This is a genomic window from Nocardia sp. CDC160, assembly GCF_035818795.1.
In the GTDB taxonomy this organism is placed as follows: Bacteria; Actinomycetota; Actinomycetes; order Mycobacteriales; family Mycobacteriaceae; genus Nocardia.
This window is the reverse complement of sequence record NZ_JAYKYT010000001.1, coordinates 1,442,439-1,460,286: the sequence shown is the minus strand read 5'-3', so window position 1 is coordinate 1,460,286 and position 17,848 is coordinate 1,442,439. Positions and strand designations below refer to the sequence as shown.

The window sequence follows — 17,848 nt, the reverse complement described above, 5'->3', positions numbered from 1 at the left end:
TTGCCAGCCCCTACCGGTGGGTAACAAAGACTCCTACACTCGAATGTGATTCTCATCACGGTCGAGGAGGACATCATGGCGACTCACGCCAAAGTCGACGCCACCGAAGAACAAGCCCGGGCATTGGTCGAGGAGTCCCGCGAAACCACGTGGGCCAAGCCATCCTTCGCCAAGGAGATGTTCCTCGGACGGTTCCGGCTCGACCTCATCCACCCGTTCCCGCGCCCCGATGCCGCGGACGCCGCCAAGACCGAGGCCTATCTGAAGCGGCTGAGCGCGTTCTGCGAGACCATCGACGGCCAGCGCATCGAGGCCGAGGGCCGGATTCCGGACGAATACGTGCGCGGGCTGGCCGAACTCGGCTGCTTCGGACTCAAGATTCCCGAGGAATACGGCGGCGTCGGGCTGTCCCAGGTCGGCTACAACAAGTCCCTCATGCTGGTCGGCTCCGCGCACGCCAGCCTCGGCGTGCTGCTCTCGGCGCACCAGTCCATCGGCGTGCCCGAGCCGCTCAAGCTGGCGGGCACCCCCGAGCAGAAACGAGAGTTCCTGCCGCGCTGCGCCAAAGGCGCGGTGAGCGCCTTCCTGCTGACCGAGCCCGATGTGGGTTCGGACCCGGCGCGCATGGCCTCCACCGCCACCCCGACCGCCGACGGCGAGGCCTACGAGATCAATGGCGTGAAGCTGTGGACCACCAATGGCGTGGTGGCCGAACTGCTCGTGGTGATGGCCCGCGTGCCCAAGAGCGAGGGGCACCGCGGCGGCATCTCCGCCTTCATCGTGGAGGCCGACAGCCCGGGCATCACCGTGGAGCGGCGCAATGCCTTCATGGGTCTGCGCGGCATCGAGAACGGTGTCACCCGCATGCACAATGTCCGTGTCCCCAAACGGAATCTGGTGGGGCGCGAGGGTGACGGGCTCAAGATCGCGCTCACCACGCTGAACGCCGGACGCCTCGCGATTCCGGCCATGTGCACCGCGGCGGCCAAGTGGTCGCTGAAGATCGCGCGGGAATGGTCGTCCACCCGCGTGCAGTGGGGTCGCCCGGTCGGTGAGCACGCCGCGGTCGGCGCGAAGATCGCCTACATCGCCGCGACCACGTTCGCGCTGGAGTCGGTGCTGGATCTGTCGGCCACCATGTGCGACGAGAACCGCAACGACATTCGCATCGAGGCCGCCCTGGCCAAGCTGTGGGCCTCCGAGCAGGCCTGCGATATCGCCGACGAACTGGTGCAGATCCGCGGCGGGCGCGGCTACGAGACCGCCGCGTCCCTGCAGGCGCGCGGCGAAAGAGCGGTCGGGGCCGAGCAATTGGTGCGCGATCTGCGCATCAACCGCATCTTCGAGGGCTCCAGCGAGATCATGCGGCTGCTCATCGCCCGTGAGATGGCCGATGCCCACATGACCGCCGCGGGCGCGCTGGTCGACCGCAATGCCGAATTCAAGGACAAGGCCAAGGCGGCCGTCGGCGCGAGCGGCTTCTACGGCAAGTGGTTCCCGCAGTTGACCGTCGGCGCGGGCAGCGCTCCGGTGAGTTTCGGCGAATTCGGGCCGCTCGCAAGGCATATGCGGTTCATCGAACGGATGTCGCGCAAGCAGGCCCGCGCGCTCATGTACGGCATGGCCCGCTGGCAGGCCAAGCTCGAGTACAAGCAGGGATTCCTCGGCCGCATCGTCGATATCGGCGCGGAACTGTTCGCCATGGCCGCGGCCTGCGTGCGCGCCCAATCCCTGCGCGTGGCAGGCGATCCCGACGGCGTGGCCGCCGAGGAACTGGCCGATGTCTTCTGCCGTCAGGCCCGGCTGCGGGTGGAGAACCTCTTCAATGCCCTGTGGTCCAACACCGATGACGCCGGGACCGAGCTGGCGCGCGGTGTGCTCGACGGCCGCTACCGCTTCGTCGAGGCCGGGGCGCTCGACCCGAGCGAGGGGACCGGGCCGTGGATCGCCGAATGGCAGTTCGGTCCCTCCACGGAGGCGAACCTGCTCCGGCCGTTCCTGCCGTCCACCAGGACGGGGGCCGCGACCTAGCGGGAGCAGTACGGGGCGAAAGCTGATCGCGATAGAAATCTGCCTCTATCTAGTCATTCGGCTAGATAGAGGCAGATTCTTGTGTCCATCGCGGCCGCTCGGCCGCCGTGTATCCATCTCTACCGGTATCTAGTTAATTCACTAGATCTAGATAGATCTACCTGAGCCCGGACGAGTGGACAGGGATCTCTATGCGGGTCTAGCAAGTTGCCGAGAGTCGAGTAGATCCGGCGAGAGGGTTGCATAGATCGGCGGCGACAGTTGGACAACTTGTGCATAACGCCTGGTGTGGGGGGTTAACGCGCTGGCTATCTCTATCGACAACCGGGCAAGAAGGCGCACTCTTCGGGAGGCCGTCATGTCCACGATCGACACCCGCGCCGCCGATTTCGACGGCCGCCACATCACCGTCTCCGCCGATGACGGCGTGCCACTCGCGGTCCGCGAGTTCGGGGCGGCCGATGCTCCGGTCACCGTGGTCTTCGTCCACGGGCACTGTCTGCGGGCCGAGTCGTGGGCGTTCATGCGCGGGCATCTGTTGCGGACCTGGGGCGACGACACCCACATGGTGTTCTACGACCATCGCGGACACGGGGATTCGGGCGCGGCCGACCCGTCCACCTACACCATCGAACAGTTGGCGCGGGACCTGGACGCCGTGCTGCGGGCCGTGGTGCCGACCGGACCCGTTGTGCTGGTGGGGCATTCGATGGGCGCCATGACGGTGCTTGCCTACGCGCGGCTGTACCCGGAAACCATCGGGACCCGCGTGGTCGGCATCGGGCTGCTCTCGAGCGCCGCCAGCGGGGTGACCCGGGTGGGGCTGGGTCGGCTGCTGAGCGCGCCCGCGGTGAGCTCGCTGCGGGTGGCGGTGCGGCGCGCGCCGCGGGCCATGCAGGCCTCGAAACACCTGTCGCGCCGCATCTTCGAGCCCATCATGCGCGACGCCACCCTGGGCACCCGCAAGGTGAGCCCGCGCATGCTGGCGGTGGCGACGGCCATGCTCAACGACACCTCGCTGCTGACCATGGCCAGCTTCCTGGAATCGCTCATGCGCTTCGACGAATCGGCCACCCTGCACCGGCTGGGCATGATTCCGGTGCTGGTGCTGGCCGGATCGGCCGACATCATGATTCCGTTCGCGCATTCGGTGGTGCTGGCCTCGCAGGTCGACGACGCCGAGCTGGTGCGGCTGGACGGTGCCGGGCACAGCGTGATCCTCGAACGCGCCGAGGAGGTGGCCGCGGCGGTGGTGGCATTGGTCGCCCGCGCCATCGCGGCGGGCCGCACCGACGACACCGCGGCGACACGCACCGAGGACCCCGAGTGCGGGCCGGATTGCGGGCCCGAGTACGCCATCGCGGGGTAGCCGGGAGCTGCTCGGCAGGGGGACAATTCGAGCATCTGAAACGCAATCCGGCCCGATTCCGGTCCGGATGACAGGCCTCTGACCTGTGAATATGTCTTCCGAACAAGACGGATCGCACATGATCACGTACTGTGTTGTAGATCACGATGTGTGGTCTGTCACACGGCTCGAGGAGGGTTTCGATGACACGCAGCGAAATTGCTGAACTCCGCTACGCGGTCGGCCAGCTCCGGCAGTGCGTCAGCGCATTGCGTTCCCACTACGGAGACGCGGGCACGGTACGCCGCCTGGAGAACGATCTGGAAAGGCTCGTCATCGACGCCGACGAGTTCGAGCAGGCCCCACCCCCGGAAACCCCGGCGGCCAAGCAGGAGATCATCTACGTCCCCGACGCCAAGCACGACGAGGCGGCGTGGATGGGTGCGCAGGACGAGGGCCTCGGCTTCCACAGCCGCCCCCGCACCAAGTAAGGGAAAACAACTCTCGTAACTCTCCCGGGGCGCTGCCCCGAACCCCGCACGGATTACGACCGCTCTGGTTCCAGCGGCAATGTCGCCGCGACCAGCGCGCGTGACCCGGCAGATTCCCGTGTGCTCTCCCAGCTCTTCAGTGCCGGTGTCGTCCCCGCCCGGGGCGGCGGCTGCCCGCGCCGCGGAAGCGAGCGCCCAGGGGGGCTTGGGCGACCGGTTCCAGGTTGGGGGATTCGAAGAGGGCGGCCACCGCGCCGCCCGCTCCCGTGGCGCTGACGGCCAGGCCGAGACCGCCGTCGCGGCGGGACAATTCGTGCAGCATGGTGGTGATCATGCGCAGGCCCGCGGCACCGCCCGGATCGCCCAGCGCGATCGCACCGCCGTGCACATTCACCAGATCCGGGTCGTAATCCGGCAGGCCCAGCGAGCGGGTGAGGGCCAGCACGTCGATCGCGGAGGTCTCCTCCACCTCCAGCAGCTCCAGGTCCGCGAGCTGGAATCCACTGCGCCACAGCGTCTTCGAGACGGCGGGCGTGGTGGCAGGAATCGGCGCGTCGGCGGGGGCGGCCGCGGAGGCCCAATCCACCAGGTAGCCCAGGGGTTCCAGACCCAGATCCACCAGTCGATCTTCGGCCACGACCAGGCAGGCACTGGCGGCGAGACCGGGAGTACTGCTGTTGGCGGCGGTGGTGACGCCGTTCGGCAGAAAGGGGGCGAGGGCGGCGAAGGCGCGGGCGGACACGTCGTCGCGCAGGCCCTCGTCGCGGTCCACCAATTGCACGACCGCCGAATCCGGATCGTGCGGATCGGCGCACACCACCACGGGCGCGATCTCCGTACCGAAGATGCCCTGCCGGTGCGCGCGGGCGGCGCGGCGGTGACTGGCGGCGGCGAAATCGTCGGCCGCGCCGCGGGTCAGACCGTGGTCGTGGGCGAGCCGTTCGGCGCGCAGCGAATCCGCCTGTCCGCGTTGCGGTTCGGTGGCCGCCCAGATCGCGATCTGCTCGTCGGTGGTCGGTTCGGTGTCGTCCGCGCCGCGGGGCGGCGCGGTGGGGCGCGGTGCGCTGGGCGGTTGCGCCATGGATTCGGCCGGGGCACCCGCGTATGCCGGAACACTCGTGTATTCAGCGCCGACCGCGAGGACCACGTCGGCCGCGCCGGTGTGCACCAGCATGGACGCGGTGATCAGGGCGCGCAGTCCGGCGCCGGGACCGTCGCCGATCGCGAAATCGCCGACCTCGGAAGGCAATCCGACCGCGGTCGCCGCGGCGAGCACGGCCTCGGCGTCGGGGGTCGCCGTGACGAGCTGCTCGACCCGCCGCGGGTCCAGCCCGGCCCGTCCGAGTACCGCCGATAACACCGTGGCTATCAGCCGATCCGGCGGCACCGCCGCGAGCGCTCCACCCGTGCGACCCAGTGGCGTCCGCATCGGCATGACGATCGCCGCTCGTCTCATCACCGGCTCCCTTCGAACCTCATCGCCGGTCCCCTTGTCGGATTTGTCCAGCCCAGGGGACAGGCCACCATACGGTTGTTGCTGCCGTGTGACGGTGTGTAACCGCCAAAAGCCGGTCCGCCGCCCGCCACAATGTCCGAAATCCGAATCTTTCTGACACGCCGTGAAGTTCGCGAGATTGCCGTTTGTTCACTAAGCAAACGAATCGCTGGTCACCGCAGGAAATGTGGCGCAAATCACTGGGTCACGAAATAGCTGTTGCCAGCTCGAGTGATAGCGCCGCTGTCGTAGGGTGCTCACCATCACATTCGATGCCGGAGGTAACGATGACGTTCCACGGGGTAGAGCAGCGAGGCATCCAGCGTTGAGCGCCGCACCAGTCAAGGTTTCCGAATCGAGCACAACCGGGGTTTTCAGTCGGGGTCGCGCCGCCATCGCGGCACGCACGCTCCGCACCGATCAGTGGTGGCTGCCGCCGCTCATGACGGTGCTCGGGCTCGCGGCGTTCGTCATCTACGCGACCATCAGATCCTTTGTGCGCACCGCGTATTGGGTGTCGGACTTCCACTATCTGACACCGTTCTATTCGCCGTGCCTGAGCGCCTCGTGCGTCGAGGGCTCCAGCCACTTCGGCACGCCGATCGGCCACCTGCCCATGTGGATTCCGCTGGGCTTCCTGGTGCTGCCGTTCCTGCTGCTGTTCCGGCTCACCTGCTACTACTACCGCAAGGCCTACTACCGGTCGGTGTGGATGTCGCCGCCCGCCTGCGCGGTGGCCGAGCCGCACGCGAAATACACGGGGGAGACCCGGCTTCCGCTGATCATCCAGAACGCGCACCGCTACTTCTTCTACGTCGCGGTCATCATCTCGGTGATCAACACCTATGACGCGGTCATCTCCTTCCACGCGCCGGGCGGCTTCGGGATCGGCCTGGGCACGGTGATCATCACCGGAAACGCCTTGCTGCTGTGGGCATACACGCTCTCGTGCCACTCCTGCCGCCACATCGCGGGCGGGCGGCTCAAGCACTTCTCGCAGCATCCGGTGCGGTACCGGTTCTGGACGGTGGTGTCCAAGCTGAACACCCGGCACATGCAGCTGGCCTGGACCACGCTGGGCACGCTGGTGCTCACCGATTTCTACGTGATGCTCGTCGCGAGCGGGACGATCAGCGACCCGCGCCTCATCGGCTGAGCACCCAAGCTTCCAATCCTCTTCTCTCCCAGGAGTATTCGGTTCCATGCCTGAAGTCGAGCGGCACAAGTACGACGTCGTCGTGATCGGTGCCGGTGGCGCCGGTCTGCGTGCGGTCATCGAGGCCCGGGAACACGGCCTGTCGGTGGCGGTGGTCTGCAAGTCCCTGTTCGGCAAGGCGCACACCGTCATGGCCGAGGGCGGCTGCGCGGCCGCCATGGGCAATGCCAACTCCAAGGACAGCTGGCAGACCCATTTCAAGGACACCATGCGCGGTGGCAAGTTCCTCAACAACTGGCGCATGGCCGAGCTGCACGCCCAGGAGGCTCCCGACCGGGTGTGGGAGCTGGAAACCTATGGGGCGCTGTTCGATCGGACCAAGGACGGCCGCATCAGCCAGCGCAACTTCGGCGGCCACACCTACCCGCGGCTCGCGCACGTGGGCGACCGCACCGGGCTCGAGATCATCCGCACCATGCAGCAGAAGATCGTCTCGCTGCAGCAGGAGGACTTCGCGCAGACCGGTGACTACGAGGCGCGGATCAAGATCTTCGCCGAATGCACCATCACCGAACTGCTCAAGGACGGCGACCGGATCGCCGGGGCCTTCGGGTACTGGCGGGAATCGGGGCGCTTCATCCTCTTCGAGACCCCCGCGGTGGTCATCGCCACCGGCGGTGTCGGCAAGTCCTACAAGGTGACCTCGAACTCCTGGGAGTACACCGGCGACGGGCACGCGCTCGCGCTGCGGGCCGGGGCGTCGCTGATCAATATGGAGTTCCTGCAGTTCCATCCGACCGGCATGGTCTGGCCGCCGTCGGTCAAGGGCATTCTGGTCACCGAGGGCGTGCGCGGTGACGGCGGAGTGCTCAAGAACTCCGAGGGCAAGCGCTTCATGTTCGACTACATCCCGCCGGTGTTCAAGGGCCAGTACGCCGAGACCATCGAAGAGGCGGATCAGTGGCTGAAGGACAACGATTCCGCCCGGCGCACACCGGATCTGCTGCCGCGCGACGAGGTGGCGCGCGCCATCAATGAGGAGGTGAAGGCGGGGCGCGGCACCGAGCACGGCGGCGTGTACCTGGATATCGCCTCGCGCCTGCCCGCCGATCAGATCGTCAAGCGGCTGCCGTCCATGCACCACCAGTTCAAAGAGCTGGCGGACGTGGACATTACGAAGGAACCCATGGAGGTGGGTCCTACCTGCCACTACGTCATGGGCGGCATCGAGGTCGACCCGGACAGCCAGGCGGCCACCGTGCCCGGGCTGTTCGCGGCCGGTGAGTGCGCGGGCGGCCTGCACGGGTCCAACCGGCTGGGCGGCAACTCGCTGTCGGATCTGCTGGTGTTCGGCCGCCGCGCCGGACTCGGTGCGGCCACCTATGTGGAGAATCTGGCGGCCCGGCCCAAGATCTCCGACACCGATCTCGCCGCGGCCGCGAAAGCGGCTGTGACACCGTTCGATCCGCCGAGCGAGGGCGGTCCGGGCGAGAATCCGTACACGCTGCACATGGACCTGCAGCAGACCATGAACGATCTGGTCGGCATCATTCGCAAGGAACACGAGCTGAAGCAGGCCATCGAGAAGCTCGCCGAACTGCGCGACCGCTACGACCACGTCACCGTCGAGGGGCATCGGCAGTTCAATCCGGGCTGGCACCTGGCCCTCGATCTGCGCAATATGCTGCTGATCAGCGAATGCGTCGCCCAGGCCGCACTGTTGCGCACCGAGAGCCGCGGCGGGCACACCCGCGACGACCATCCGGGCATGGATCCGGCCTGGCGCAACAAGCTGCTGGTCTGCACCGTCGACCCGGACGAGGTGGGCTTCTCGGTGCCCGCCGTCACGGTCACCCCGCAGGCCCAGGTGCCCATGCGCACCGATCTGCTCCGCCTGTTCGACCTGGCGGAGCTCGAAAAGTACTACACCTCCGCGGATCTCGCAGCGCTGCGGGACGACGCCGGAAAGGCGGAATAGCCATGGGTTACGAGGCGAAGTTCAAGGTGTGGCGCGGCGACACCGAGGGCGGCGGCCTGCAGGACTTCACCGTGCTGGTGAACGAGGGCGAGGTGGTGCTCGACATCATCCACCGGCTGCAGGCCACCCAGGCGCCGGATCTGGCGGTGCGCTGGAACTGCAAGGCGGGCAAGTGCGGTTCGTGCTCGGCGGAGGTGAACGGGCGGCCGCGACTGCTGTGCATGACGCGCATGTCGACCTTCACCCAGGACGAGGTGGTGACGGTGACGCCCATGCGCACCTTCCCCGTTATTCGCGACCTGGTCACCGATGTGTCCTTCAACTACCAAAAGGCGCGCGAAGTCCCGTCTTTCACCCCGCCGGTGGATCTGAAACCGGGCGACTACCGGATGGCGCAGGCCGATGTGGAACGGTCGCAGGAATTCCGCAAGTGCATCGAATGCTTCCTGTGCCAGAACACCTGCCATGTGGTGCGCGATCACGAGGACAACAAGCACGCATTCTCGGGTCCGCGCTACCTGATGCGCATCGCGGAACTCGAAATGCATCCCCTCGATGTGGCCGACCGCCGTGATCTGGCGCAGGAGAACGCGGGCCTGGGCCTGTGCAACATCACGAAGTGTTGTACGGAGGTTTGCCCGGAGCACATCAAGATCACCGACAATGCGTTGATTCCCATGAAAGAACGCGTGGTGGACCGCAAATACGACCCCGTAGTGTGGCTCGGCAACAAGCTTTTCCGCCGTTAGCCGGGTAGATCACGACACCGCGACGATTGTGCAACGGAAGCACGTTTGCCGCGGCTAAGCATGGGTATCCAACTATTCGTGGACCGTGGACTGAGAAATGCTCGTCCCCGGTACCGGAAAATGGGTCCCGATGACTGGGTCGAACGGCTGATCGTGGGGATGCTCTTCGCGGTATCGGCGATGGGCGTATACGTACTTACCGGCGCATTGATGCCCGCACTGGCGATCGGCGTGCTCGTGGCCGCGGTCGCCCTGGGCGTCGTCGCAATCCTATGACGCGAGGGTTCACGGGATCGGGGCCCGTGAACCCTCGATCAGCGAATCACAAGTCGAAAACACCACTTTCGATACCCGCGGTGAACGAGCGCCATTCCGCCGCGCCGAATACCAGCGCCGGGCCCGCGGGATTCTTGCTGTCGCGCACGCCGACCCGGCCCGCGGCCAGCCAGGCCACCTCGACGCATTCCTTACCGGCCCCGCTGCGACTGCTCTTGAACCAGCGGGCCCCGGAAAGATCCACACTCATGCCGAATACTCCTTCGCCACCTGCCGCAGCAGGTTTCTGCTGTCCTGGACGTCCAGCGCGCAGCGTTCCAACCCGGCCAGCGCCCGGCGGTACCGCTGAACGTCGCCCTGTCTTTCGAGATACAGATCGCCGGTGAACCCCTCCACATAGACCACCGGGGGCTCGACCGGCTGCCCCTTGCTGTCGGTTCCGAACTCCAGAATCACGAACGGGCCGGTCGAAAGTCCCAGGGGGACACCGGCTGCGAAGGGCAGGATACGCAAGGCGACATTGGTCCGGGTGCTCAATTCCGCCAAGTGCCGCACCTGCGCCGCCATCACCCTTGCACCTCCCACCAGGCGGCGCAATACCGATTCGTGCAACACCATGGCGATGTTCGCGGGGCGCAGCGGGCGGGTGATCATGGCCTGGCGCTGCATGCGCAGTTGAACGCGACGATCGACCTCCGCGGCGGTCTCCTCCGGATAGCCGAGGCGGTTCAGAGCCCTTGCGTACTCGGCGGTCTGGAGCAGACCGGGCACCAATTCCGATTGGTAGCACGACAACTGCTGCGCGGATGCCTCCAGGCCCACGTAGACGTCGAAGTTCTCCGGAATCAGATCGCCGTAGGAGTGCCACCAACTCTTCACCGCCGCCTGCTGCGCCAAACCCTTGAGGCCCTCGGCGATTTCGGCGGGGATGCCGTAGATCCGGCACAGCGCCTGGATGTCGATGGTCCGGATGCGATCGGCATTGCCCTTTTCCAAGCGTTGTAAGGTGCTCGCACCCCACTCCATCAGCTTGGCGGCTTCGGCGATGGTGAGACCCGCCTGGATGCGCCAGTCGCGCAGATAACGGCCGAGTTGGCGGCGAGGCAGGGTGGATGACGCGGGACCTTCGGACACAACACGCTCCATTCGCGGTCGCGGGCATGGATCGGGGTTGGCGTGAATCGGGGCTGCTCAGCGGCGAGGGCCTCGTCCACTATGGAGAATCGTCCTCCCCCAGGTGGATTCGCTGCTGGGAATTCGCGCAATTTTGCGTTCTCCTTCTCGAAATTCGCCCGCCTGGCGTCTGCTCGTGGTGTGCTAGATGTGTGCCCGGAGCGCGTAGCTAGGCCCCTTTCCTTTCCTGAGTCTCCGGGCACTTCAGGAACTAGTGGGAACTGGAGTGGTCTGGACATGCAACTGACGTCCCTCAATATGCACATCGCCGGTCTGTCGCGCTGCCGCCGTGATCCGGGTGTGATGTCCGTCGAACAAGCCCATGCCGCAATGCAATTGCACCTCGATTGCACCGTGGCAACCTGCAAGGTGCGCAGGCGCGCCAGGGCCATCCTGGTCGAGGAGGGCCGGTGCGTGCTCGACGAGCGCGCCCTCCCATGACCGCCCATTCCGCCCCAACCCGTTCCGACCGGTTGGTTCACTGCCTGCTGTGGCTGGCCCTGGACACCCGCGCCGCCCTGCGCCGTCACCTCGGAACCACACAGCAACGGACAATTCAGACTTCGCGGCCCGGGACGTACCGGGGAAGGCCCCCGGCCGCGATAAACGCTGCCGCACAGCGCTTTCGAACGCCCCGCGCCTAACCTCCGGGAACGGTGGCGCAGTCCCCATCGCGGTGCTGCAGCGCGGTTCGGCCCGCCCGCTCCACAGACGGCGGGCGGCCGAACCGCACCCAAGATCCGGTGCGACGCCTACCCTGGAATCCACCGCGCGTTCCGCCCGAACCCGCGGCGTGCCCAGGGGTGAAGGGGAACACCGTTGTTGGCCTTCGAACAGCCGTATGTTCCGGTGTGCCGGACCGCGTCGCTGGCGGATCTGGACGCCATTCATTCGCTCGAGGTGTCCGAGTTCGCACACCTCGCGTATCCGTATTTCGTACTCCGCCAACTATTCGAGCTGCACGGAGCAAACTGGACGGTTGCTGAAGAGGCGGGGGAGGTGTGCGGCTACGTCCTCACCGCCATCGGCGGCGAAGGTGCGGCGTGGTTCCTCGGGTTTGCCGTGGCCGCCGACTGCCGGGGCCAGGGTTACGGTCGGGCGCTGTTGGAAGCCGCCCTGGACCAATGCCGTCGCGCCCGCGCGGACCAGGTCTTCGTGACCGTGAAGCCTGCCAATCGCACGGCCTACCACCTCTACAAGGAGGTCGGCTTCGTCTGGGCCAGCCACGAGGCGACCTACTTCGGGGCCGACGAGCCCCGAGATGTCCTGGTGCACAAGATCTACCATTGATCATGCTCGAGAAAAGCGCTCCCTCTTCGCCATTCGTGGCGGACATGAGCATGCGTATCGAACGGCACGCCGCCACCTACGCCGAGAGCGTCACCGAGTTTCTCGAGCAGCCGCACGGCCTGCGCCGCCGCGCCACCGAACAGCCGCTGCTGGATCTGTTCACCCGCCACACCGAGGCGGTGGTGGCCACCTACGATCCGCCCGGAATCCGCAGGGCCGGAGACAGTCTCGTCTTCACCCACCTCTACGCACCGGTGCTGGAGCACACCGCCACCGCGTCCCCGCAGGCCCTGCCGGTCACCGTCCTGCTGACCGCGCTGATCGCCGCCGAGGTCGAGTTCCGGGGCCCCTTGCGCCTGAGCCGCACCCAGAATCGGCTGCTGGCCGAGGCGTACGAGCGCGTGGGTCCGCCGCTGGTCCAGGCCGGACTGCCCGCGCACGCCGCGCTGGCCTACCGCCGCGCGGGCAGCCTGTACCGCATCGACGAGGACACCGACGCCGAGGACCGGTGCGGTCTGGCCCTGGCGCGGGCGCGGCGGCTGGCGCAGCCGGTGGGCTGGAAGCGCGTCGGCGGGCTGGTGCCGGACCTGATCTGCGGCTACGGGTATCGGCCCTTCCGCATGCTGTGGTTCGTGGCCTGCCAGCTGCTGGTCTTCGTCCTGGCCGTGCTGCTGCGGGCGGACCAGCCGCCCGCCGTCACCGTCTTCCAGGTGCTGATGAACTATCTGAATCCCCTGGGCGTCGGCGATACCACCAACCTCCGGGTGGGCGGGCGCGCGATCTTCGTGGTCGAGAGCTATCTGGGCGCGGTCACCATGTCGGTGTTCTTCGCCCTGCTGGTGCGCCGCTGGTTCCGGCTGTAGCTCCCGGTCGAACGCACGGCGTCACCACTGGATGGTGCTGATCTTGGAGCTGCGCAGGGCCTCCAGGGTCGCCACCGCCAGGCGGTCGCGCAGCTGACCCACCTGGGCCGTCCACTGCCGGGTGAAGCCGGGATCGGATTCCAGCCGGGTCCACAGGTCGCGCAGTTTGGGCGGGGTGTGCGCGCCGGGCATCCACAGGTGCACCAGCTGCTCGAGCAGCGGGGCCAGCTGCGCGGTCGAATCCCGTTCGGGCATGGGGCGATCGGCCTCGGACAGCGCCGCGCCGAGCACCGACAGCAGCCAGTCGTGGACTGCCAGATCCTCGCAGAAGCGCTGCACGAAACCCAGCTCCCGGATCGACGGCACAATGATCTGCACCGAGCGGGTGGTCTCGTCCTCCAGCCGGAAGGACAGGTGGGCGCGTTCGCGCACGCTGCCCCCGAGCGGCGGCGCGACCCGCGCGGCCCATCGCAATCGGGTCGCGCTGGATCGCACGGGCGGATCCTGATCCAGCCGTCGATCGGTGCGCACCCGGGTGAGCAGCCGATCGCTGATCGAACCCAGATCCAGGGTGGTGGCACTGGAGCCGCCGAGGAAGCCCTCGGTGAGATCCACCGCGGCCGGGGCGTCCTCGGTGATCCGGTGCCACACCTCCACCGTCCCGACCTGGGTCAGATAATGCGACCACGGCCGCCGATTCTTGTCCGGCGCCCGCACCACCGTCGAGCAGGCCGAACTCTGCGCCACCCGGCCACCGACCAGCACCGCGTGCGCCGCCACCGTCCCGATGGCCCGCGTCTCCTTGGTCGACGCCAGCCGACAGTCCACGCCGACCGCGGAGCTCGGCGAAATCGCCAGTGCGAGTGGGCGTTCCCGCATCAACACGCGCTGCCCCGGCAGCAGTGACAACAATGCCGACGCCTCGCGCGCCGCCAGCGCCCCCGAGTTCGGCAGCAGTGCCGTGCGTACCTCCCCCAACAGCACCAGCGGATCGCTCATGCGCGCGCCACCTCACACATCCCCGAGGAAGATGTGGTTGAGCCGCCGCGTGGCCAGCCGCGGTACCGGCACCGGATTCCGTTCGCTGGCACCGCGTTCCACCAGTTTGGCCTGCACGTCCTCGTCGAGCTGCAGATGGTCGAGAATGACCCGCACCGCATGCTCGATGCCCAGGTAGCCGTAGGGCAGCACCGACAGCGCCCGATAGGCCGCGAACGGCTTGGCGTCGGGGTTGAGCTGGACGACCGCGGGCAGCCGGGACCAGTCGCTGGGCCAGGGATCGGGCCAGGGCACCGGCGCGGCCACCATGGCCCCTTCATCGCGAATCAGCCCGAGCCGCAACAGTTGCCAGATGGAGGCGAGGAAGGGGCAGGACCACAGAATCCGCTCCACCTGTTCGCCCGCGACCTCCTCGAGCTGGCGGCTCCACAGCTGCACATCCAGGAAGATCGAGTGATTGCGCGCGCCGAACTCCTCCGGCGGCCGGTAGCGCGCGATCCGCATGGCCTGTCCCGCATCGAATTCCGAGGATCGGCGACCATTGCAGAGCCACCCCGACTCGACCGTCGGCGGGCGGCGGCCGGTGCCCTCGCGTTCGGGTTCGGGCACGATACGCGCGGCCATCATTTCCGCCAGGCGCACCGGCGCGCCGACCGGCTCGCCGTCCAGGAACGACGGGACCTCGGCGCATCCGGCCTCGCGGGCCAGGTAGTCGATGGGCACCCCGCAGGTCTGTGCCGCCTCGAGCAGCTTGGGCAGCACCTCGCGGGGATCGGCGGTGCGCCGGGTCTCCCGGGAGCGGGCACCGGTCCGATTCCAGAAGTAGTCGTCGACCAGGAAACAGGTGCTCACCCGCGCGCCGGGACCGAATTCCCGTTCGGCCGCCGCGATCTGATCCGCCACGATCGGCGCGACCTTGCGCAACTGCGCGTGGATACGGTCGACGCCGTTGACGAGTTCGTCCATATAGAAGTGGCCGACCTCGATGGACAGGTGCGAGAGCGGTTGCCCGGCCACGCGATTGCGCTCACCGGCCTCGCTGTAGTCGGTCGCGGAGCTCATCGGCGCACCTCCACCTGTTCCCAGACGGCCTCGTTCATGAGCTTCTCGGTCAGCTCCCGAAACGCCGCCACGGTCTCGGCATTGGCCACATGCGCGGCCACGTCCACATCCAGGATCACCTGTTCCCGGCATTGCAGCATGGGCTCTACCGGAATCTTTCCGAGTATCCCGCTCTCGCCCATGCCGTGCCGGTTCGCCGCGCGGGTCAGGGTGTTGTGCTGTTCCTGCAGCCAGGCCGCCTGGGCCGGACGCAGCCCCGCGGTCGCGCCGAGTTCCGGCACCGCGGTGCGGACATAGCGCAGCGAATTGAGCAGTGCGGTCCGATCGTGACCCCAGGCCAGGCCGGTGGCCAGCACGCCGTGCTCGTCGTGGACCAGGCCCCGGGCCGCGGCGATGTGCTGGCGGGTCCAGCGGTGGAAGATCAGCCATCGGCACACCGCGCGGGCCAGCTGCGGATGCTTGGTGGCGCTGAGCGCCAGGGCCAGCGCGATGGAGCGGCCCGCGCTCAAATCCACGAAGGTGATATTGAATTCCTGCTCGCAGGTGGCGAACAGCGCGGCGCAGCGGTCGATCATCGGCTCGTCGAGCGTGGTGAACTCGGAGCCGCCGAGATCGCCGGGGAACAGCACCAGGCGGCCCGAGGGGTGGCGGGAGCGGCTCAGCTCCAGGCGATCGGTCTCCGAGCGCACGCTCAGCCGCGCGGGTGTCCCGTTCTCGTCGAGCAGGTAGGCGTGCAGGCCGGTGCCGTCGCGCACGCCATTGTCGATCCGGCTGATCTCGAAAGTGCCGCCCGCGGTGGGTGATCCGAAATCGAAGTCCAGATAGGCGACCTTGTAGCCCTTCATGCTCAGCCAGTAGGCCATATTGCAGCTGGTGACCGAGCGGCCGGTGCCGCCCTTGTCGGAAGCCGAGAACACGAGCACGGTCACACACTCCTGGTGGCGTCGGACCGTGCGTAGGCGAGCTCGTCCAGTTCCAGTAGGGCCTGCGAGGCGAGACTGACGGCGGTGCCGGGGCGTTCGTCGATGAGCTTGCGGGCGCGCTCCAGACGCTGTTCGGCCAGCGTCAGGGCGGTGCGCCCGGCGGACATATCGGTCTCACTGAGCTCCAGCATCTCCCGATTCAGCAGGTGCTCGGCCTCCATGAGCAGTTCCATGGCGCGGGTCACCGAGGTGGGCGAGCGCAGCGGCGGCTCGCGGTACATGCGCGCGGCGGTCACCATGCACTCCACGACGCGCTCGGTCAGATACCAGGACGGCAAAAGGGATTCGACGCCGCCACCGAAGAGGCGACTGGGATCGTCCCACAGGCCGGTGGCCGGGCCCTCGCGGAAGGCACGCAGATCCAGATGGTCCATGGTGGCCTGGGCCAGGCTCATGAGCTGATCGCGGGTCTCGATGGTGCCCGACAGGCGCGCGGCCTGCAGGGTGCGCTTCAAAAGCACGGTGGCGTAATCGGATACGGTCCACAGCAGCAGCGGGCCGTCCAGCTCCTCGCTGCCCAGCAGCCGCAGGCTCACGCCCGGGGTGTGCATGGTGCGCGCCGGATCACCCTCGGTGAAGCGGCGAATGATCCGGCCGCGGCGGGCCAGCTCGTCGAAAATCGTTGCGGCGCGGTCCAGATCGTCGTCATCGGCCTCGCGATTGAGCAGATCCTGCATGAGAACCGCGGACACGATGAGACTGAAGTAGTCCGACTCCTCGCCGTCGGAGGTGCGCCACGGAATGTCCTCGAGCGGCCAGCGACCGGATCCGAAGCGCGCCACCGCCGCCCAGTAGCGCTGGGCCAGATCCCAGCGCAGCTGCAGCGCCTCGGCCAGGCGGCGCTGCTGGCCGTTGAGCAGGTCGAGTTCGCGGGTGCGGACCGAGGTGAGGTCATTGATGCCGTCCAGGGCCACCACCGTGAAATGCAGATACGGTCGCGCGATGGCGTGGCCGGGTTGATCCGCGATGGCCATGTCCACGAAGTCGATGCCCGCGGCCTTGCGCACGATGCCCCAGCTCCAGCCGCATTCGAAGAGCATGTCGTCGCTGTCGAGGTCCACGCCCTCGACCTGGCTGAGCGTGGCGTCATTGCGTAGTCGAATGCGGACCCGGTCCAGGCGCTGTTGGACGGCGTGCACCACCGCTTCGGGCGGCCCGCCGGTCTGATTGAGCATGGACAGCATGGCCTGCCCGGCCTCGGAGCGGGGCTCGACGGTATTCACCACGAAGCTGCGAATCAGACCGACCATGGCGGCGGTGAGCCGGACATTGACGCGGGCGTCGAGTCGCTCGATGCGCGGGACCAATTCGACCGCGAGCCGGGTGCGGCGACCGACCGCCCGCTCGGCGACCGGGCCGCTGAAACCGCGCAGGAACTTCAGCGCGGCCAGGCACAGGGTCAGCGACATGGAATAGGAGTCGACGACATCGAGGGCGCGTTGCGCGGGCGTCGGCTCGTCGCCGTTGGAGGAGGCCAGGTAGCTGCCCGCGGCGAAGATCGGCAGTTCGGTGGCGGTGCCGGGTTCGCCCTCGGTGTGGCGGTCGATGTACTGCTCGAGCAGCCAGACCACCCGCTCGCCGATCTTGAGGTCGTTGTCGCCCAGGGGTGAGAGCACCTCGCGGATGTCGTCGGCGATCTCGTCGGGACGCTCCAGGCCGAAGCCGTCGATCTCGGTGGCCGGATACAGCAGGCACAGCAGTTGTTCGGCGTCGCTGATGGAGTTCGAGCCATTGCGGCCGCCCCAGACCCAGGCTTCATCGTGGTAACACGCGGTCAACAGCGACCGCCAGACTCCGAGGATCTGTTCCCGTGGCTTGATTCTCATCGACGCCGTCCCCTGCCCTGTCGTGGCCAGCCTCGCCGTAACGCTATGAACGAGCGCGGCTGAAACTATCATGCGCCAGGCGCGCGCACCGGGTGGAGGCCAGTCCGAAATCGCGTCGGGCACAGCAC

At 67.5% G+C, this 17,848-nt stretch carries 17 protein-coding genes; 10 read left to right on the top strand and 7 right to left on the bottom strand.

The window, feature by feature from the left end; translation table 11 throughout:
* Positions 1-75 precede the first annotated feature (75 nt).
* From VMT40_RS06510 to VMT40_RS06500, 3 genes are all read left to right on the top strand, one after another.
* Positions 76-2,031 carry an acyl-CoA dehydrogenase family protein gene (locus VMT40_RS06510; protein WP_326357005.1) on the top strand — a complete coding sequence of 652 codons (1,956 nt, stop codon included), beginning with the start codon at positions 76-78 and terminating at the stop codon, positions 2,029-2,031.
* Positions 2,032-2,389: 358 nt separating this feature from the next.
* Complete coding sequence (locus VMT40_RS06505; protein WP_326357003.1) at positions 2,390-3,400, top strand: alpha/beta fold hydrolase; 1,011 nt, start codon at positions 2,390-2,392, stop codon at positions 3,398-3,400.
* Positions 3,401-3,582: 182 nt separating this feature from the next.
* Entirely contained in the window at positions 3,583-3,870 is a 288-nt protein-coding gene (locus VMT40_RS06500; RefSeq protein ID WP_326312817.1) for a hypothetical protein, read from the top strand.
* A 136-nt stretch (positions 3,871-4,006) separates the two neighbouring features.
* Here VMT40_RS06500 and VMT40_RS06495 read toward each other — a convergent pair whose 3' ends face one another.
* The gene (locus tag VMT40_RS06495; RefSeq protein ID WP_326357002.1) at positions 4,007-5,326 is read right to left on the bottom strand and encodes an acetyl-CoA acetyltransferase; all 1,320 of its coding nucleotides are present in this window, start codon (positions 5,324-5,326) and stop codon (positions 4,007-4,009) included.
* A gap of 364 nt (positions 5,327-5,690) precedes the next feature.
* Here VMT40_RS06495 and VMT40_RS06490 point away from each other — a divergent pair, with 364 nt between their 5' ends.
* The 4 genes from VMT40_RS06490 to VMT40_RS06475 all read left to right on the top strand — a co-directional run bounded on the left by VMT40_RS06490 (position 5,691) and on the right by VMT40_RS06475 (position 9,524).
* Entirely contained in the window at positions 5,691-6,521 is an 831-nt protein-coding gene (locus tag VMT40_RS06490; protein WP_326312815.1) for a hypothetical protein, read from the top strand.
* A 46-nt stretch (positions 6,522-6,567) separates the two neighbouring features.
* The gene (locus VMT40_RS06485; protein ID WP_326357001.1) at positions 6,568-8,499 is read left to right on the top strand and encodes a fumarate reductase/succinate dehydrogenase flavoprotein subunit; all 1,932 of its coding nucleotides are present in this window, start codon (positions 6,568-6,570) and stop codon (positions 8,497-8,499) included.
* A gap of 2 nt (positions 8,500-8,501) precedes the next feature.
* Complete coding sequence (locus VMT40_RS06480; protein WP_326357000.1) at positions 8,502-9,248, top strand: succinate dehydrogenase/fumarate reductase iron-sulfur subunit; 747 nt, start codon at positions 8,502-8,504, stop codon at positions 9,246-9,248.
* 78 nt (positions 9,249-9,326) lie between these two features.
* Complete coding sequence (locus tag VMT40_RS06475; protein WP_326312812.1) at positions 9,327-9,524, top strand: hypothetical protein; 198 nt, start codon at positions 9,327-9,329, stop codon at positions 9,522-9,524.
* 46 nt (positions 9,525-9,570) lie between these two features.
* On the opposite strand, the gene VMT40_RS06470 is transcribed toward VMT40_RS06475, so the two are convergent.
* Positions 9,571-9,774 (bottom strand): DUF397 domain-containing protein, encoded by a 204-nt coding sequence (locus VMT40_RS06470; RefSeq protein ID WP_326356999.1) that lies wholly within the window; start codon positions 9,772-9,774, stop codon positions 9,571-9,573.
* Positions 9,771-10,658 carry a helix-turn-helix domain-containing protein gene (locus VMT40_RS06465; protein WP_442789913.1) on the bottom strand — a complete coding sequence of 296 codons (888 nt, stop codon included), beginning with the start codon at positions 10,656-10,658 and terminating at the stop codon, positions 9,771-9,773. Before VMT40_RS06465 ends, VMT40_RS06470 begins: the two co-directional genes overlap by 4 nt.
* Positions 10,659-10,934: 276 nt before the next feature.
* On the opposite strand from VMT40_RS06465, the gene VMT40_RS06460 reads away from it, so the two are divergent.
* From VMT40_RS06460 to VMT40_RS06450, 3 genes are all read left to right on the top strand, one after another.
* Positions 10,935-11,138 carry a hypothetical protein gene (locus VMT40_RS06460; protein WP_326312809.1) on the top strand — a complete coding sequence of 68 codons (204 nt, stop codon included), beginning with the start codon at positions 10,935-10,937 and terminating at the stop codon, positions 11,136-11,138.
* Positions 11,139-11,516: 378 nt separating this feature from the next.
* Positions 11,517-11,987 carry a GNAT family N-acetyltransferase gene (locus VMT40_RS06455; RefSeq protein WP_326356997.1) on the top strand — a complete coding sequence of 157 codons (471 nt, stop codon included), beginning with the start codon at positions 11,517-11,519 and terminating at the stop codon, positions 11,985-11,987.
* 50 nt (positions 11,988-12,037) lie between these two features.
* Entirely contained in the window at positions 12,038-12,850 is an 813-nt protein-coding gene (locus tag VMT40_RS06450) for a hypothetical protein (RefSeq protein WP_326356996.1), read from the top strand.
* A gap of 21 nt (positions 12,851-12,871) precedes the next feature.
* On the opposite strand, the gene VMT40_RS06445 is transcribed toward VMT40_RS06450, so the two are convergent.
* Genes VMT40_RS06445 through VMT40_RS06430 form a run of 4 tightly spaced genes read right to left on the bottom strand, consistent with a single transcriptional unit; the run spans position 12,872 to position 17,720 of the window.
* A complete protein-coding gene (locus tag VMT40_RS06445; protein ID WP_326356994.1) occupies positions 12,872-13,849 on the bottom strand; it encodes an SCO2521 family protein in 978 nt (325 codons plus the stop codon).
* Between the two features lie 12 nt (positions 13,850-13,861).
* Complete coding sequence (locus tag VMT40_RS06440; protein ID WP_326356993.1) at positions 13,862-14,911, bottom strand: SCO2522 family protein; 1,050 nt, start codon at positions 14,909-14,911, stop codon at positions 13,862-13,864.
* Complete coding sequence (locus VMT40_RS06435) at positions 14,908-15,840, bottom strand: SCO2523 family variant P-loop protein (protein WP_326356992.1); 933 nt, start codon at positions 15,838-15,840, stop codon at positions 14,908-14,910. Before VMT40_RS06435 ends, VMT40_RS06440 begins: the two co-directional genes overlap by 4 nt.
* Positions 15,837-17,720 (bottom strand): SCO2524 family protein, encoded by a 1,884-nt coding sequence (locus VMT40_RS06430; protein WP_326356991.1) that lies wholly within the window; start codon positions 17,718-17,720, stop codon positions 15,837-15,839. The genes VMT40_RS06435 and VMT40_RS06430 overlap by 4 nt, the downstream gene beginning before the upstream one ends.
* Positions 17,721-17,848: the final 128 nt, after the last annotated feature.

What these genes read in the sequence shown, in the direction of transcription:
- VMT40_RS06505 (WP_326357003.1), top strand. Translation starts at nt 2,390, where the DNA reads ATGTCCACGATCGACACCCGCGCCGCCGATTTCGACGGCCGCCACATC.
- VMT40_RS06480 (WP_326357000.1), top strand. Translation starts at nt 8,502, where the DNA reads ATGGGTTACGAGGCGAAGTTCAAGGTGTGGCGCGGCGACACCGAGGGC.
- VMT40_RS06500 (WP_326312817.1), top strand. Translation starts at nt 3,583, where the DNA reads ATGACACGCAGCGAAATTGCTGAACTCCGCTACGCGGTCGGCCAGCTC.
- VMT40_RS06485 (WP_326357001.1), top strand. Translation starts at nt 6,568, where the DNA reads ATGCCTGAAGTCGAGCGGCACAAGTACGACGTCGTCGTGATCGGTGCC.
- VMT40_RS06460 (WP_326312809.1), top strand. Translation starts at nt 10,935, where the DNA reads ATGCAACTGACGTCCCTCAATATGCACATCGCCGGTCTGTCGCGCTGC.
- VMT40_RS06430 (WP_326356991.1), bottom strand. Translation starts at nt 17,720, where the DNA reads ATGAGAATCAAGCCACGGGAACAGATCCTCGGAGTCTGGCGGTCGCTG.
- VMT40_RS06470 (WP_326356999.1), bottom strand. Translation starts at nt 9,774, where the DNA reads ATGAGTGTGGATCTTTCCGGGGCCCGCTGGTTCAAGAGCAGTCGCAGC.
- VMT40_RS06450 (WP_326356996.1), top strand. Translation starts at nt 12,038, where the DNA reads ATGCGTATCGAACGGCACGCCGCCACCTACGCCGAGAGCGTCACCGAG.
- VMT40_RS06440 (WP_326356993.1), bottom strand. Translation starts at nt 14,911, where the DNA reads ATGAGCTCCGCGACCGACTACAGCGAGGCCGGTGAGCGCAATCGCGTG.
- VMT40_RS06495 (WP_326357002.1), bottom strand. Translation starts at nt 5,326, where the DNA reads ATGAGACGAGCGGCGATCGTCATGCCGATGCGGACGCCACTGGGTCGC.
- VMT40_RS06445 (WP_326356994.1), bottom strand. Translation starts at nt 13,849, where the DNA reads ATGAGCGATCCGCTGGTGCTGTTGGGGGAGGTACGCACGGCACTGCTG.
- VMT40_RS06510 (WP_326357005.1), top strand. Translation starts at nt 76, where the DNA reads ATGGCGACTCACGCCAAAGTCGACGCCACCGAAGAACAAGCCCGGGCA.